Source organism: Pseudarthrobacter sp. alpha12b (assembly GCF_054130495.1).
Genome location: NZ_CP196746.1, coordinates 1502029 through 1518088, shown reverse-complemented (window position 1 = coordinate 1518088; position 16060 = coordinate 1502029). Strand labels below are relative to the sequence as shown.

Below are 16060 nucleotides of genomic sequence, written 5' to 3'. Positions count from 1 at the left end.
CCAGCATGACCTTTACCCACCTTCACGTTTCCACGGCGTTCAGCGCCCACTACGGCGTTTCATGGCCGGAGGAACTGGCCACGGCAGCCGCCGCCAACGGTGCCACGGCCCTTGCCTGCACAGACCGGGACGGCCTGTACGGCACCATCAAGCACCTCAAGGCCTGCATGGCTGCAGGCATCGACCCCATTGTGGGGGTGGACCTTGCAGTATTTGACGACGACGGCGACCACCGCACGGAGGTAGCAGGCAGGGTGGTGGTGCTGGCCCGCGGCCATAACAACGGTGCCGGGTACCGTGCGCTGTGCCGGCTGGTTTCCGATGCCCACGCCAGGACCTCTGGGAAAGCCGGGGGAGTGGTGCCCGCTGCGGTCACCCGCGCCGAACTGGCCTCCCGCACCCTTGACCCCCAAACCCTGAAACCGGTGCTGACGGTTCTGCTCGGCCCTGATTCAGATGTTGGACGGGCCATGGGTGGACGGCGTTACCTGCGTCCCCGGACCCTGTTCAAGCAATGGCTGGACGCAATGCCCGCCGGAACGGTGGTAGCGGAAATCGTCTCCCAGCTCAGTGCGCCCGGTACCCCGTTCAGCACTGCCCATGCAGTGCGCATGCTCAGGCTCGCCGAGGAACACCATGTCCCGGCGGTCCTAACCAATGCCGTCCGGTATTGCGCTGCGGACGGAGCGCCAACCGCCGACGTCCTTGACTCCGCCCGGACGTTGAAGTCCCTGCCGGAACTGGCAGGGGAACCACTGCTTCAACCCACCGGCCAGGGGTGGCTGAAAACCCCGGAACAGATGCAGGCGCTTGGCAGGGAGATCATTTCCGCTGCCGGTTACGGTGCCGCAGACCTCACGCAGCTGATGGTGCAGACGGAGGCGCTCGCCGATCTCTGCCGGATAGACCCCACCTCGGATATGGGATGGAAGCAGCCAGTGGTTCCTGAGGCTTCCGTTATTGGCATCAGCCAGGATCCGCACACCGAACTCATCCAGCGCTGCCAGGCTGGTATCGGCAGGCGGTTCCCGGGAATCAGCGGCAAAGCGGAGAAGGACATGCTGGCCCGTCTGTCCCATGAGCTTGGCATCATCCACAACCTGGGCTTCTCCTCCTACTTCCTGACGGTTGCGGAGGTGTCCCGGATGATCCAGGACATGGGGGTCAGGGCGGCAGCCAGGGGGTCGGGAGCATCCAGCCTGGTCAATTACCTCATTGACGTCAGCCACGTGAATCCCCTCCAGCACGACCTCATTTTTGAACGGTTCCTTTCCAACGACCGCGCCACCCTTCCGGACATCGATATCGACGTCGAAAGCGCCGAACGCCACACCGTCTACCGGCGGATCTTCGAACGCTTCGGCTCTGAACGGGTCACCCTGATGAGCATGCAGAACGGATACCGCGCCCGTGGTGCAGTGCGCGACGCCGGAATGGCGCTGGGCATGGACGACGTCGAGGTAGGGGAGATCGCCAAGCAGTTGTGGCGCTTCTCGGCGCGGAAGTTCCGTGAGGCGCTGCAGGAAAAGCCCGAACTGCGGGAGTTTGCCGGCAGGGTGGAGCAGCGCGACGCCAATGGAAACCAGCAGCTTGACCTGCTGGTGGACCTGACCGAACGGCTCGACCGGCTGCCCCGCCACATTTCCATGCACCCCTGCGGAGTGATCCTGGGCGATGCCACCCTCCTGGACCGCACGCCGGTCCAGCCAAGCGGTCTTGGCCTGCCCATGAGCCAGTTCGATAAACATGACATGGACCCCATGGGCATGCTCAAACTCGATGTCCTGGGTGTCCGCATGCAAAGTGCCATGGCTTTCGCTGTCCGGGAGATCATCAGGATCCATCCGTCCAGGGAAGAAGTGGTCAAAGCCGGGAACCACCCTGCGGGTCCTGAAGGTTCCGGCCCGGACTACATTGCCGCCAACGGCCAGATAGACCTTAACGCCGTCCCCCTCGACGACGAAGCGACTTACGAGCTGATCAGAAGCACGCACACCCTTGGCTGCTTCCAGATCGAATCCCCCGGGCAGCGGGAACTGATCGGCAAAATGGCGCCCCGGGAGTTCAACGACCTCATCATAGATATCTCACTGTTCCGTCCAGGGCCCATGAAATCCGACATGGTGCGGCCCTTCCTGGAACACCGGCACGGGTTCGCCCCTGAGGTCTACCCGCACCCTGACCTCAAGCCGGTGCTGCAGGAAACCCATGGGGTTACGGTGTTCCACGAACAGATCCTGAAAACCCTGGACATCATGACCGGCTGCGGGCTGGCAAAAGCCGACGAGTTCCGCAGGGCCTTGAGCAGCGAGGCAGGTGAAGCGCAGGTGGAGGAGTACTTCAGGCGCAACGCCAAAGCCAAGGGGTACACCCCTGAGGTAGTGGACAAGGTATGGGGGACGCTGAAGTCCTTTGCCAGTTTCGGCTTCTGCAAAGCCCACGGCGCTGCCTTTGCCGTCCCCACCTACCAGTCAGCCTGGCTCAAGACACACCACCCCGAAGCCTTCCTGGCCGGCTTATGGGAGCACGACCCCGGGATGTACCCCAAGCGGCTGCTGGTGGCCGAAGCCCGCCGGCTGGGCATTCCCATCCTTCCCTTGGACATCAACCGGAGCAAGGCCGAATACCGGGTGGAGCGGGTCGGGTCCGGCAAGGATGCCGGCAGGCTTGGGATCAGGCTCAGCCTGAACGGGATCTACGGATTGTCTGCCACGGAACTGAAGCGGATCGTTGCCGGCCAGCCGTATGACTCTCTGGCAGATCTCCGGGCGCGCTCGCGGCTCAGCAAGCCAAGCATCAGGCGCCTTGCGCAACTCGGGGCCTTTGATTCCCTGCACCGGGAAGCCGGAGGCCCTGCCAACCGTGCGGACCTGGTGCACCATTTGCAGCAGCTTCAAGCAGCCAAAGGCGCTCGAAAAGGCGTGGAGGTCCTGGAAGGGCAGCTTTCCCTTCCCTTGGGCGACATCGAACTACGCAATTTAAAACCCGGGCTTCCCGCCCCCACCCTGGTGGAAAACGTCAGGGCGGAACTGGATCTCATGGCCGTCGATGTCAGTACCCACCTGATGGACAGCCACCGGCCCCTGCTGGAAAAGCTTGGTGTCACCACTGCCGATAAGCTCCTCAGCCTGCGCAACGGGACAGAAGTGCTGGTGGCAGGAGTCAGGGTGGCCACCCAGACTCCTCCCATGCGTGGCGGGAGGCGGGTGGTGTTCATCAGCATTGACGACGGAACCGGCTGCGTGGATTCGGTTTTCTTCCATGAGGCCCAGGAAAGCGCCGGGCCGCTCCTGTTCGGAACCCGCCTGCTGCTGATCCGCGGGACCACCCGAAGGACGGGTCCGCGTGGCATCAGCATCAGCGCGAACATGGCGTGGGACTTGAGCCGGACCGAGAGCCTGCCCTTCCCGGAGTCCACCCCGGAGTTCAATCGGGAGGACTCCGGGGACGGGCCGCATCCCCTGGATGGCATCAGCAGGACGCTGGCGATCACCGGGTTCAATGGGTGACCGCCGTTCCACCAGCCCCGTGTGCCGCGTTGGTCGGCCCTTACCGGAACCGATAGCATTGACGGTGGCTGGCTGTGGTCCCCGTACGCCACAAGCTATGAAGCCTTAACTTTGAATAGGAGACAACCGTGTCAGATGCCCAGCAGATCACCCTTCTCGTCGATGGCGAAGAGACCAAGGTGACTACCGGGACAACCGGTGCGGAACTCTTCTTTGAGCGCCGTGACGTTGTCGTAGCCCGCGTGAATGGCGAACTGAAGGACCTTGACCAGGAACTGCCTGAAGGCGCCCAGGTGGAAGGCGTCACCATCGATTCCCCGGACGGCCTGAACGTCCTGCGCCACTCCACCGCCCACGTGATGGCCCAGGCTGTGCAGCAGCTGCGTCCCGGCGCCAAGCTGGGCATCGGCCCCTACATCACCGACGGTTTCTACTTCGATTTCGACGTCGCCGAGCCCTTCACCCCCGAGGACCTCAAGACCCTCGAAAAGATGATGCTCAAGATCGTCAACCAGAACCAGAAGTTCGTCCGCCGCGTGGTCAGCGAGGACCAGGCCCGCGAAGCCATGAAGAACGAGCCTTACAAGCTCGAGCTCCTGGGCAAGAAAAATGAAGCTGCCGAAGCCGGGGAAGGCGTGAACGTCGAGGTCGGCGCGGGTGACATCACCATCTATGACAATGTGGAGCGCAAGGAAGGCACCACCGTCTGGTGCGACCTCTGCCGCGGCCCGCACCTGCCCAACACCAAGATGATCTCCAACGCCTTCGCCCTGACCCGTTCGTCGTCGGCCTACTGGCTGGGCAACCAGAAGAACCAGCAGCTGCAGCGTATCTACGGCACCGCGTGGCCCACCAAGGACGCCCTGAAGGCCTACCAGGAGCGCATTGCCGAGGCCGAGCGCCGCGACCACCGCAAGCTGGGATCCGAACTTGACCTGTTCTCCTTCCCGGACGAGCTTGGCTCCGGCCTGCCCGTCTTCCACCCCAAGGGTGGCATCATCCGTAAGGAGATGGAGGACTACTCGCGCCAGCGGCACGTCGAGGCCGGCTACGACTTCGTCTACACCCCGCACATCACCAAGGGCCACCTCTACGAGGTCTCCGGCCACCTTGACTGGTACAAGGAGGGCATGTTCCCCGCCATGCACGTGGATGCCGAACTCAATGAGGACGGCACCGTGCGCAAGCCCGGCCAGGATTACTACCTGAAGCCGATGAACTGCCCCATGCACAACCTCATCTTCCGCGCCCGCGGCCGGTCCTACCGCGAGTTGCCGCTGCGATTGTTCGAATTCGGTTCCGTCTACCGGTACGAGAAGTCCGGTGTGGTGCACGGCCTCACCCGCGTCCGCGGCATGACACAGGATGACGCCCACATCTACTGCACCCGCGAGCAGATGAAGGACGAGCTCACCAAGACCCTGACCTTCGTCCTGGACCTGCTCAAGGACTACGGCCTCAACGACTTCTACCTTGAGCTGTCCACCAAGGACCCGGAGAAGTACGTTGGCGACGACGCCACCTGGGAGGAGGCCACCAGGACCCTTTCCGAGGTGGCGCAGGAGTCCGGGCTGGAGCTGGTGCCGGATCCAGGCGGGGCCGCGTTCTACGGTCCCAAGATTTCCGTGCAGGCCAAGGATGCGCTGGGCCGCACCTGGCAGATGTCCACCATCCAGCTGGACTTCAACCTGCCCGAGCGCTTCGAGCTGGAATTCCAGGCCGCCGACGGCAGCCGGCAGCGTCCGGTGATGATCCACCGTGCGCTCTTCGGATCGGTGGAGCGTTTCATGGGCGTCCTCACTGAGCACTACGCCGGCGCGTTCCCCGCGTGGCTGGCCCCAGTCCAGGTGGTGGGCATCCCCGTGGCCGAGGCGTTCAACGAGTACATGTTCGACGTCGTCGACCAGCTTAAGGCTGCGGGCATCCGCGCCGAGGTGGACACTTCCACGGACCGGTTCCCCAAGAAAATCCGCACCGCCAGCAAGGACAAGATCCCGTTCGTCCTGATCGCCGGCGGCGACGACGCGGAGGCCGGTGCCGTTTCATTCCGCTTCCGTGACGGAAGCCAGGACAACGGCGTGCCCGTGGCTGAAGCAGTCAAGCGGATCACCGAAGCCGTCCGCAACCGGACCAGCTAGCCGAACGGAAGCAGAACAGTGCAGGAGAACACAGGCGCAGGATATCCAGGCGATGCCGGCGTTACCGACGACTTTGACCTCGCCGGTGTCCCGGACGCCTTCCAGCGCCTGTGGACTCCGCACCGCATGGCCTACATCAAGGGCGGGCAGCACCAGTTCAAGAACGAGAACGACTGCCCGTTCTGCGTGGGCCCCGGCCGCACTGACGAAGAAGCTCTCATCGTCCACCGCGGGCGGACCTGCTACGTGGTACTGAACCTGTTCCCCTATAACCCGGGCCACCTGCTGGTCTGCCCCTACCGGCACATCCCGGACTACACAGACCTCACGGTTGAAGAAACAGCAGAGTTCGCCGACCTGACCCAGACAGCCATGCGGGTCCTGCGCAAGGTATCCAATCCCGGCGGCTTCAACCTGGGCATGAACCAGGGAGTGGTGGGCGGCGCGGGAATCTCCGCTCACCTGCACCAGCACATCGTGCCCCGGTGGGGCGGCGACGGTAACTTCTTCCCCATCATCGCCCAGACCAAAGCCATCACCCAGACCCTTGATGAGGTCAGGCAGCAGGTGGCTAACGCCTGGCCCGGGGAGTCGGATGCTGAATAGGCATGCCCGCGGCTTCTTCACTGCGCTGTTTACGCCGCTGGCCCGCTGGCTCCTGAAAATCGGCGTTTCCCCGGACGCGGTGACCATCCTAGGTACTGCAGGGGTTGCCGCGGGAGCCCTCGTCTTCTACCCGCTCGGCCAGCTCTTCTGGGGAACGGTCTTCATCACGGCATTCATCTTTTCCGACGTCCTGGACGGCATCATGGCCCGGATGCAGGACATGAAGAGCCGCTGGGGGAACTTCCTCGACTCCACCCTTGACCGCATCGCCGACGGCGCACTCTTCGCCGGCGTGTCCGCGTGGTTCTTTACCGGCGGAAACAACACGGCCATCGCCGCATCTGCCCTGCTGTGCCTGGTCCTGGGCATGGTTGTCTCGTACGCCCGGGCAAAGGCGGAATCGCTGGGGTTCACCGCCAACGTCGGCATCGCAGAGCGGGCCGAGCGGCTGGTCTCCGTGCTGGTGGTCACCGGACTGACCGGCCTTGGGCTGCCGGCGGTAGTGCTCCTGGTCACCCTGGTGCTCCTGGCGGTGGCCAGCCTCATCACCGTGGTCCAGCGCGTGCTCTCCGTCCGGCGGCAGGCGCTTGCGGAACCCACGCCGGCTGATTAAGCATGATTAAGCCGGCTGCGCGGCGGGGGACTAGTATATAAGTGCCCGGTCAAGCGACCCGGCAAATCCGTGCGTGCACCTCCGGCAGCTGCCGCCGCATGCCCGGCGAAGATCATCTGTCTACCCATAGGGGTTTTTGTGTCTACACCTGATGTAAGCAACGAGGCCGGTTCCTCCGCGAACAGCGTCACGGGCAGCAGCCGCGTGAAGCGCGGCATGGCCGAGATGCTCAAGGGCGGCGTCATCATGGACGTCGTCAACGTCGAGCAGGCCCGCATCGCCGAAGACGCCGGTGCCGTGGCGGTCATGGCGCTTGAGCGTGTTCCGGCCGATATCCGCGCCCAGGGCGGCGTGTCCCGGATGTCAGATCCGGACATGATCGACCAGATCATCGATGCCGTCTCCATCCCGGTCATGGCCAAGGCCCGCATTGGCCACTTCGTGGAGGCGCAGATCCTGCAGTCCCTCGGCGTCGACTACATCGACGAATCCGAGGTCCTTACCCCGGCCGACTACGTCAACCACATCGACAAGTGGAACTTCAAGGTTCCCTTCGTCTGTGGCGCCACCAACCTCGGCGAGGCCCTGCGCCGCATCAACGAGGGCGCGGCCATGATCCGGTCCAAGGGCGAGGCCGGCACCGGCGACGTCTCCAACGCCACCGGCCACATGCGCAAGATCCGCTCCGAAATCGCCAAGCTCTCCTCCATGCCCGAGGACGAACTGTACGTCGCCGCCAAGGAACTGCAGGCCCCGTACGAACTGGTCAAGGAAGTGGCCGCCGCCGGCAAGCTCCCCGTGGTGCTGTTCACCGCCGGCGGCATCGCCACCCCCGCTGACGCCGCCATGATGATGCAGCTCGGGGCCGACGGTGTCTTCGTCGGTTCCGGCATCTTCAAGTCCGGCAACCCCGCCCAGCGCGCCGCCGCCGTCGTCAAGGCCACCACCTTTTACGACGACCCCGACGTCATCGCCAAGGCCTCGCGCGGCCTCGGCGAAGCCATGGTGGGCATCAACGTCGACGAGATCCCCCAACCGCACCGCCTTGCCGAGCGCGGCTGGTAAGTTGCTTTCGGCGCCCGGCGGGCGCTGATCCTTTGCGTGCTATTCCCCGCCTCCCGCTGCCGCCATATGGGCGCGTGGCTGGGGGCGGGGCCCCTTTTACGCACGCTGCCGGATCAGCACCCACCGTCGTGCTTTTCTGTTAGACGACGCCGGTTCCCCCACCTTCTCTGGTCGGGGACCGGCGTCGTTCTTTTTATATCGATTGCTCCGTAGTTGTCGTTTTCCGGCCCGAAAACGACAAGTACGGAGCATTCGATGGGGTTAGTCGAGGCCGCGGCGCTTTAGCAGCGGCTCCAGGCGCGCGTCGCGGCCGCGAAGGGTCCGGAACGATTCCAGGGGGTCGCGGCTGTTTCCCCGGGAGAGGAGTTCGCGGCGGAACGTATCGCCGTTGGCACGGGTGAGGCCGCCGTTCTCCTTGAACCAGTCCACCGTCTCGGCGTCCAGCACCTCGCTCCAGATGTAGGAGTAGTAGGCCGCCGCATAGCCGGCCCCCGCGAAGATGTGTTGGAAATAGCCGGTCCGGTAGCGGGGCGGGATCAGCGGATGGGCGATTCCCGCCGCGGCAAGGGCCTTCGCTTCAAACTCCAGGGCGTCGTCCGGCACGCCGCCGGGTTCAAGCACGTGCCACGCCAGGTCCAGCAGGGCAGCACCCAGGTATTCCGTAGTGGCGAAACCTTCGCCCCAGAGCCGGGATTCCTCGAGCCGGTCCACGATGTCCTGCGGAAGCGGCTCCCCGGTGACGTGATGGCGTGCGTAGTTGGCCAAAACCTCGGGCCAGGTGATCCACATTTCGTTCACCTGGGACGGGTACTCCACAAAATCCCGGGGCACCGCCGTGCCGGAAAAGCGGGGATAGGCGACGTTGGAGAACAAGCCGTGCAGTGCGTGGCCGAACTCATGGAAGAGCGTGCGCAGTTCGTCCAGGGTGAGGAGCGTCGGCTCGCCTGCGGGCGGCTTGGAGATATTGAGCGTATTGATCACCACAGGCCGGGTGCCGAGCAGCGCTGACTGGTCCACGAGTGAGTTCATCCACGCGCCGCCCCGTTTGGATTCACGCGCATAGTAGTCGCCCAGGAACAACCCCAGGCCGGTTCCATCCTCATTGCGGACCTCCCAGATACGCACGTCCGGGTGATAGCCCTTGAGGTCCTTCCGCTCGTGGAAGGTGATCCCATACAGCTCAGTGGCTGCACGGAACACGCCATCGGCTATGGTCCGCTCCAGCTCAAAGTACGGCCGGAGGGCCTGTTCGTCGACATCGTATTTTTCCCGCCGCACCTTTGCCGAGTAATAGGCCCAGTCCCATGCTTCCAGCGGGTGCCCGGCGGCCTCGGCAAGGGCTGCTGCCTCGGCATCGGCATTGCGGAGGACCGCCGGCGCCATCCGGTTCAGCATCGTCCGGACCGCCTCAAAGTCGGGCGCCGTCTGCCGGTCCGCCACAAGCTCGGCATAGTTGGCAAAACCCAGCCGTTGGGCTTTCTCTGCCCGCAGCCCGGCCATTTCCCTGGCCAGGTCCAGGACATCCAGGCTCCCGCCGCCACTGCCCCTGGCCACGGATGCTTCAAACAGCCGACGGCGGACGTCCCGGTTCTCGAGCGAGGCAAGGGCAGGCTGATTGCCGGGCTGGATCAGGGTGAGCAGGTACTTGCCGTCATGCCCGGCGGCGCGGGCCGCTTCCGCGGCGCTGGCGACGTCGTCCGCCGGCAGGCCCGCCAGGTCACCGGCATCCTCCAGCAGCAGGGCTGCGGACTTCATTCCTTCCTTGACCCGCTGGCCGAATTCGGTGCCCAACCTGGCCAGCCCGGCATTAATGGCACGCAGCCGCTCCTGGCCCGGCGCATCGAGCTGGATGCCGGACTGGCGGAACTCCTTGAGGTATTCCTCCACCAGGCGCGCTGACTCGGGATCAAAGCCCGCGGTATCGATGGCGGCAAAGCGCTCGTACAGTTCCCTGTCGAGGTACACCTCGTCCTGGTGGGCCGAGAGGCGCGGCGACAGCTCTGTTTCGAGTTCCCGGATCTGCGTGGACGCATCAGCCGACACCAGGGTGAAGAATGCCGCGGCGGCCCGGTTCAGGAGCTGCCCGGAGCGTTCCATGGCGAGTGCCGTGTTCTCGAAAGTGGCAGGCTCTGCATTTTCCGTGATGGCCCGGATCTCGGCCAGGTGGGCAGACAGTCCTGCCTCGATGGCAGCACCATACTGCTCCGCTGTAAGGTCTGCGAAAGGTGGAAGGCCGTAGGGCAGGGGACTGGCGGCAAGGAGCGGGTTCGTCATGGGGTAAACCTTTCACAGCGGGGCGCGGTTCTCAATTAATGGAAATGGCACCGGCTCCCAGCCTGCATCCCTACAATTGCCGCTATGCGGTCCATTCCGGGCCGCATTCTGCGCGTCCTGCATGGGGTGCGCTTCGGGTCGGCATTGACGAAGGGACCTTGGTCCATGACCAAACGTGGTACGACGACGGGAGCCGCCTTGCTTGGCATCCCGTTCCGTTGGCTTGGACCGGGCGCCGTCATGGTGCTGGCGGCGGCGTACGGGATCTTTTGGTACTTGGTGAGGCCGGCGGGCGAACCGGTCCTCAGGCACGTGGGCCAACTCTTCGGCGGGGAGTCCGTGCTGCTGTACTCCATCGCGCTGGTCCTGGTCAGCACCCTCCCTCATGTCGAGCCGGCCTTCGGCGGAATCGACCACGCCGCCATCTGGCACCGCAGGGCCGCTGTCACCGCAACCATCCTGTTGCTGCCGCACATCGAACTTGCATCCAACCCCGAGGCAACAAGCGTGGGAAAGACGCTGGCGGTGGTGGCCATCTGCGGCCTTGCCGCGCTGGTGGTGTGGGCGGTGCTGCCGCGTTGGCGGACCATGCTTCCGGCACCGGTCCGGCGCGTAGTCATTGCCGCGCTGCAGACCAAGGCATTCCGTCTGGCGGCCCGGTTCCTGGGCGGCTACGAACGCTGGCGGGGCTTCCACCGCCTCACGGGACTGTTCGTGGCTGCCGGCTTCCTGCACGGACTACTCGATGCCAGCGCCTTCGAGGCAGCGCCGGCCCTGCGGTGGAGTTACGTGGCCATCGGCGGAACGGGGCTGGCGTTCTATACCTACCGGGAACTGCTGGCCCGGCGCTTCCTGCCCCACCACGACTACCAGGTGGCAGGGGTCCGGCCGGTCGCGGCGGACCTGGTGGAGGTGGCACTCCGTCCCCTGGGCCGCCCGCTGTCGTTCAAACCCGGCCAGTTCGCCATGGTCTACCTCGAAACAGCGGAAGGTTGGCAGCGGCACCCCTTCTCCATCTCGGGGCCCGCTCTGGAGGGCGGAATCAGTATCACGGTCAAGGCGCTGGGCGACCACACCACAAGGCTTCCCGACGTGGTCCAGCCCGGGATGCCTGCTGTGGTCGGAGGGCCCTACGGCCGCTTTGACCGGCACAGGGGCACGGCCCACCAGGTCTGGATCGCCGGCGGGGTGGGGATAACGCCGTTCCTGAGCTGGCTGCGGTCGCTGGACGGGGAGCCGGGCGGCGAACTGCCCGAGGATGTCCACTTCTTCGTAACCTCGGCGGGGCCGTCGCCTTTTGCCGATGAGATCACCGCCATCGCCAGGAACCACCCCCGGCTTACGGTCCATCTGGTGGATACCGAAACTGACGGGCGGTTGACTCCGGACACGGTGATGTCGGCCGTGGGAACGGAACCACGCCGGCTCTCGGTATTCATGGGCGGTCCGGACGCCATGCTGCGGCAGTTCCGCAAGGCTTTCCAGGCAGCCGGAGTCCGCCGGGCCAACATCCACCGGGAGTATTTCCAGTGGCGGTGACCCTGGCGGTTCCAGCTCAGCGGGGGCGGCGGGCGGCGTGTTCCCGTGCCAAAACCGCGTAGGTGTCGTCCGGCTCGCCGGGGGAGAAGCTGCCGAATTTTCGCTCCGCGGCGGTACGGATGAGGAAGTCGGCGATGGCGGGGTTTTTGGGAAGCAGCGAGCCGTGCAGGTAGCTGGCAACGATGTTCCGGTACCGCGCGCCTTCATGACCGTCGTTGCTGTTGTTTCCCGTTCCCTTGGCCACGGTTCCAAGCGGCCGTACACCGCTGCCCAGCGTCGTCTGGCCGCTGTGGTTCTCGTAGCCCAGGACTTCGCCAAACTCCGTGGTTGAGACCTTGACGTTGCCGATCAGGCGCTCATCGGTGCCGTGGGTTTCAACGTCCAGGACGGCTATGCCCGGAATGACGGCTCCGGTGCGGGTCTTGAAGAACCGGCCAAAGAGCTGGTACAGCCCGCAGATGACCAGCATGGGGGCGCCGTGCTCGGCCAGCTCCTTGAGTTGTCCGGCGCGGGCCTGCAGGTCGTCCTGGATGACCAGTTGCCCGCTGTCCTGCCCGCCGCCGCCCACAATGATGTCCACGGCCTCGGGGAAGGGGTCGCCCACGTTGTACTCGAGCAGTTCCGGGGTGTATCCGTGCCAGGCGATGCGGCGCTGCAGGACCAGGGCATTGCCCCAGTCGCCGTAGATGTTCATGTCCCGCGGGTACAGCTGAACCACGCGGATGGTGCCCTTGGACTGCTCGCCAGCTGTCGCTGTTTCTGCCGGACTCACGAGACAACCTCCACGGTGGTGATTTTGGACAGCTCGCGGCGGATGGCAAGCATGGCGGTGTAGGTGCAGAAGATCCGCTTGGGTTTGCCCTGGCCTTCCCTGATAAAGGCAGCCAGGGCGGCCGGAATCTCGGGCTGCACAGCGCCGACCCGGACCTGGTCATATTGCAGCCGCAGCGCCATGTCGTAGGCCCGGGAACCGGTCAGCAGCTCCACGCCACCCTCGCGCAGGGAATCGAATTCCACATCCCAGAGCCAGGACATATCCCGGCCGTCCGCGTAGTTGTCGTTGATGGCGATCATGGTGGCGTAACCGCCGGCGGGAAAGGACTTCAGTCCCAGCCGGAAACCGCTGGGGTTCTTCACCAGCACCAGGTCCAGTGGCTGGCCCTCCACCGTGAGGCTCTCGCCGCGGCCAAAGGCAGGTGCCACCCGGGACAGCGCCTCCAGCAAGGTGGCGTGGTCTGCGGTGGCGGCACCCGCGCCGCAAATGCTCCGGGCCAGGGCCAGGGCAGCGGCCGCGTTGAAGATGTTGTACACGCCGCGCAGCTTCATCGCCGTGGTGACCGTACCGCCGTCGTACTCAAACTCGGCGCTGTCCGTGCCCACCTTCCGGAGCACGACGTCGGCAGCCGGCTTTTCCGGCAGGCCCGCCGGAGCAGGGCTGCCGGGAGCGGAGCGCATGTCATCGTCGTTGGGAAAGGTGCCCAGGAGGGAGTCGTCAAGGCCGAAGTACTTGACCTCCTGTCCCGTCAGGGTGTCTGCGATCCTGGCCACCCGCGGATCCTCGCGGTTCAGGACAACGGTCCCGGTGGTCTTGGCGGCGATGTGCTGCAGGAGCTGCGCTGTTTTGTCGATCTCGCCGAAGCGGTCCAGCTGGTCGCGCAGGACGTTGAGCAGCAGGCAGTACCGCGGCGGAACGCTGTTAACGAAATGGACCGCGTGGGCTTCATCGAGTTCCAGGACGGCGACGTCCGCGTCCAGCCTGCCGCGCCAATCCACCTCCCCCAGGAGGGCAGCCGCCACCCCCCGGGTGAAGTTGCTGCCGGTGCGGTTGGTGAAGACCTTCAGGCCCTGGCTTTCCAGCAGTTCAACCACCATTTTGGTGGTTGTGGTCTTGCCGTTGGTGCCGCTTACTACCGCCACGCCATGGGGCAGCGTGGTGAGCGTGCGCCTCATGAAACCGGGGTCGATTTTCTCGACCACCAGTCCTGGAAGGGCGGACCCGCCGCCGCGCAGCCGGGACACCCTGCGGACCAGCTTGCCGAGCGGAACACTGAAGAAGACCATGTTTTGAATATATCCCAGCAGCGGCATGCAACCCTTGCCGGCAGCCGGTCCGCGGCAACATGCAGGGGGCCGGGCCCGTATGCTGGATGGATGACAAAACCCCCTTCTGCTGATGCTGCGCGCGCGGGCTCGGGCCTGCGGATTGGTGTCCTGGCACTCCAGGGAGACTTCCGCGAGCACCTGCGCGCCGCGGAAGCCACCGGCGCACAGGGCGTGGCAGTCCGCCGCCCGGAGGAACTCGACGGCCTGGACGGCCTCATCATCCCCGGCGGGGAATCGACTACCATCGACAAGCTCGCCCGGGCCTTCGATCTCGCCGCCCCGCTCCGCAAATACATCGCCGAGGGCCTGCCCGTCTACGGCTCCTGCGCAGGCATGATCCTCCTCGCCTCGGACATCGCCGATCCGGCCACCGATCTTTCCGGCGCACCGCAGCAGACGTTCGGCGGCCTGGACATCACCGTGCGCCGCAACGCCTTCGGCCGGCAGCGTGAATCCTTCGAGACCGACCTGGACTTCAAGGGACTGGACTTCAGCGCCACCGAATCCGGCGTGGCACCCGTGCACGCCGTTTTCATCCGCGGCCCCTGGGTGGAGCGGGTAGGCCCGGACGTGGAGGTCCTGGCACAGGTGGAACCGGCAGATCCCGGCCAGGCGTCGCACGCTGTACCGCTGCCCGGGGCGGCTAGAATTGTGGCAGTGCGTTCCGGCCAGCTGCTGGCCACCTCCTTCCACCCGGAAGTGACCGGCGAAAAACGCGTACACGAACTTTTTATCCGCATGATCAGAGGAGAAGCGTAAAGCATGTCAGGCCACTCCAAATGGGCGACGACCAAGCACAAAAAGGCGATCATTGACAGCCGCCGCGCAAAGTCGTTCGCCAAGCTGATCAAGAACATCGAAGTTGCCGCCCGGATGGGCGGACCGGACCTTGCCGGCAACCCCGGCCTGGAACTCGCCGTGACCAAGGCCAAGAAGACCTCGGTCCCCAACGACAACATCGACCGCGCCATTAAGCGCGGCGCCGGCCTCACCGGCGAAGTGGTGGACTACACCGAGATCATGTACGAGGCCCGCGGCCCCCAGGGCTCTGCCCTGCTGATCGAGTGCCTCACCGACAATAAGAACCGGGCAGCTTCCGAAGTCCGCCTGGCCATCTCCCGCAACGGCGGCACCATCGCCGACCCCGGTTCCGTGAGCTACCTCTTCACCCGCAAGGGCGTGGTTAACCTGCCTAAGAACGGCCTGAGCGAGGACGACGTCCTGATGGCCGTCCTGGACGCGGGCGCGGAGGAAGTCAAGGACAACGGCGAGACCTTCGAGATCCACTCGGAGCCGGGTGACCTGCAGGCCATCCGGCAGGCGCTGGCGGAAGCCGGCATCGAGTACGACACCGACGAAGTTGAGTTTGTCCCCTCCATGCAGGTGGAACTCGACGTCGACGGCGCCCGCAAGTTCCTGAAGCTGGCAGATGCCCTTGAGGACCTCGACGACGTGCAGAACGTGTACAGCAACGCCGACCTCAGCGACGAAGTCCAGGCTGCCCTGGAATCCGAATGACGCCCCGCCTTGCCAGCTAGACCGCTGCGGGAGTTTCAGCCGGGCCCCCCGGCCACAGCGGAGCGGAAGTGACGCTCCGCGTCCTTGGCGTTGATCCGGGCCTCACCCGTTGCGGCATTGGTGTGGTGGATGTCGAGCGCAACCGCCGGGCCAGCCTGGTGGCGGTGGGTGTAGTGGGCACATCCCCGGACGAAACCCTTGACCGGCGCCTGTTGGTGATCGCCACGGCCATCGACGAGTGGCTGGACCGCTACGAACCCGAGGTCCTCGCCGTCGAACGCGTCTTCTCGCAGCTCAACGTCAGCACGGTCATGGGCGTCGCCCAGGCGTCCGGCGTGGTGATCGCGGCGGCGGCCCGCCGGGGAATCCCGGTGGCGCTGCACACGCCGTCGGAGGTTAAAGCCGCGGTGACCGGAAGCGGCTCCTCGAACAAGGACGCCGTGACCAAGCTCGTGACCAAAATCCTCCGCCTGGACACCCCGCCGCGCCCCGCCGATGCCGCCGACGCGCTGGCGCTGGCCATCACGCATGCGTGGCGGGCCGGAAGCGGCGCCGCGGTGGCCACTACCGGTCCCGGCAGCTCATCCCTGACGCCCGCCCAGCGCGCCTGGGCGGAAGCAGAGGCAAAAGCGCGCCGTTCGCGCTGATTGTCCCTGCCCCTTGCTAGTGTATTCGTAGATATGTTCGGATAGCCG

Annotated in this window: 12 protein-coding genes; 9 read left to right on the top strand and 3 right to left on the bottom strand. The window is 65.2% G+C overall.

Features of this window, described 5'->3' with window-relative positions; genetic code table 11:
* The first annotated feature begins 5 nt into the window (after positions 1–5).
* The 5 genes from ACTAQI_RS06805 (at position 6) to pdxS (ending at position 7931) form a co-directional block, all read left to right on the top strand.
* On the top strand, positions 6–3509 hold the full coding sequence (locus tag ACTAQI_RS06805; RefSeq protein WP_457950300.1) for a DNA polymerase III subunit alpha: 3504 nt from the start codon (positions 6–8) through the stop codon (positions 3507–3509).
* Positions 3510–3637: 128 nt separating this feature from the next.
* A complete protein-coding gene (gene thrS / locus ACTAQI_RS06800; protein WP_457950299.1) occupies positions 3638–5647 on the top strand; it encodes a threonine--tRNA ligase in 2010 nt (669 codons plus the stop codon).
* Between the two features lie 18 nt (positions 5648–5665).
* A complete protein-coding gene (locus tag ACTAQI_RS06795; protein ID WP_457950298.1) occupies positions 5666–6253 on the top strand; it encodes an HIT family protein in 588 nt (195 codons plus the stop codon).
* The gene (gene pgsA, locus ACTAQI_RS06790) at positions 6243–6866 is read left to right on the top strand and encodes a phosphatidylinositol phosphate synthase (protein WP_457950297.1); all 624 of its coding nucleotides are present in this window, start codon (positions 6243–6245) and stop codon (positions 6864–6866) included. The genes ACTAQI_RS06795 and pgsA overlap by 11 nt, the downstream gene beginning before the upstream one ends.
* 138 nt (positions 6867–7004) lie before the next feature.
* A complete protein-coding gene (pdxS, locus tag ACTAQI_RS06785) occupies positions 7005–7931 on the top strand; it encodes a pyridoxal 5'-phosphate synthase lyase subunit PdxS (RefSeq protein ID WP_457950296.1) in 927 nt (308 codons plus the stop codon).
* A 261-nt stretch (positions 7932–8192) separates the two neighbouring features.
* Here the strand turns inward: pdxS and ACTAQI_RS06780 are convergent, their stop codons facing one another.
* Entirely contained in the window at positions 8193–10205 is a 2013-nt protein-coding gene (locus ACTAQI_RS06780) for a M3 family metallopeptidase (protein ID WP_457950295.1), read from the bottom strand.
* Positions 10206–10370: 165 nt separating this feature from the next.
* Between ACTAQI_RS06780 and ACTAQI_RS06775 the strand changes: the two genes are divergently transcribed.
* Complete coding sequence (locus ACTAQI_RS06775; protein ID WP_457950294.1) at positions 10371–11744, top strand: ferredoxin reductase family protein; 1374 nt, start codon at positions 10371–10373, stop codon at positions 11742–11744.
* A 16-nt stretch (positions 11745–11760) separates the two neighbouring features.
* Here ACTAQI_RS06775 and ACTAQI_RS06770 read toward each other — a convergent pair whose 3' ends face one another.
* Complete coding sequence (locus ACTAQI_RS06770; RefSeq protein ID WP_457950293.1) at positions 11761–12516, bottom strand: type 1 glutamine amidotransferase; 756 nt, start codon at positions 12514–12516, stop codon at positions 11761–11763.
* Positions 12513–13805: a MurT ligase domain-containing protein gene (locus ACTAQI_RS06765; RefSeq protein ID WP_457950292.1), complete on the bottom strand. Its 1293-nt coding sequence runs from the start codon at positions 13803–13805 to the stop codon at positions 12513–12515. Before ACTAQI_RS06765 ends, ACTAQI_RS06770 begins: the two co-directional genes overlap by 4 nt.
* A 90-nt stretch (positions 13806–13895) precedes the next feature.
* Between ACTAQI_RS06765 and pdxT the strand changes: the two genes are divergently transcribed.
* The 3 genes from pdxT to ruvC all read left to right on the top strand — a co-directional run bounded on the left by pdxT (position 13896) and on the right by ruvC (position 16012).
* Positions 13896–14606, top strand: a complete 711-nt coding sequence (gene pdxT, locus ACTAQI_RS06760; RefSeq protein WP_457950291.1) for a pyridoxal 5'-phosphate synthase glutaminase subunit PdxT — start codon at positions 13896–13898, stop codon at positions 14604–14606.
* 3 nt (positions 14607–14609) lie between these two features.
* Complete coding sequence (locus tag ACTAQI_RS06755) at positions 14610–15365, top strand: YebC/PmpR family DNA-binding transcriptional regulator (protein ID WP_457950290.1); 756 nt, start codon at positions 14610–14612, stop codon at positions 15363–15365.
* Positions 15366–15433: 68 nt separating this feature from the next.
* On the top strand, positions 15434–16012 hold the full coding sequence (ruvC, locus tag ACTAQI_RS06750) for a crossover junction endodeoxyribonuclease RuvC (RefSeq protein WP_457950289.1): 579 nt from the start codon (positions 15434–15436) through the stop codon (positions 16010–16012).
* The last annotated feature ends 48 nt before the right edge of the window (positions 16013–16060 follow it).

Excerpts from the sequence above, each read along its gene's own strand:
- ACTAQI_RS06805 (WP_457950300.1), top strand. The coding sequence starts at position 6 with ATGACCTTTACCCACCTTCACGTTTCCACGGCGTTCAGCGCCCACTAC.
- pgsA (WP_457950297.1), top strand. The coding sequence starts at position 6,243 with ATGCTGAATAGGCATGCCCGCGGCTTCTTCACTGCGCTGTTTACGCCG.
- ACTAQI_RS06780 (WP_457950295.1), bottom strand. The coding sequence starts at position 10,205 with ATGACGAACCCGCTCCTTGCCGCCAGTCCCCTGCCCTACGGCCTTCCA.
- ACTAQI_RS06775 (WP_457950294.1), top strand. The coding sequence starts at position 10,371 with ATGACCAAACGTGGTACGACGACGGGAGCCGCCTTGCTTGGCATCCCG.
- ACTAQI_RS06765 (WP_457950292.1), bottom strand. The coding sequence starts at position 13,805 with ATGGTCTTCTTCAGTGTTCCGCTCGGCAAGCTGGTCCGCAGGGTGTCC.
- pdxT (WP_457950291.1), top strand. The coding sequence starts at position 13,896 with ATGACAAAACCCCCTTCTGCTGATGCTGCGCGCGCGGGCTCGGGCCTG.
- ACTAQI_RS06755 (WP_457950290.1), top strand. The coding sequence starts at position 14,610 with ATGTCAGGCCACTCCAAATGGGCGACGACCAAGCACAAAAAGGCGATC.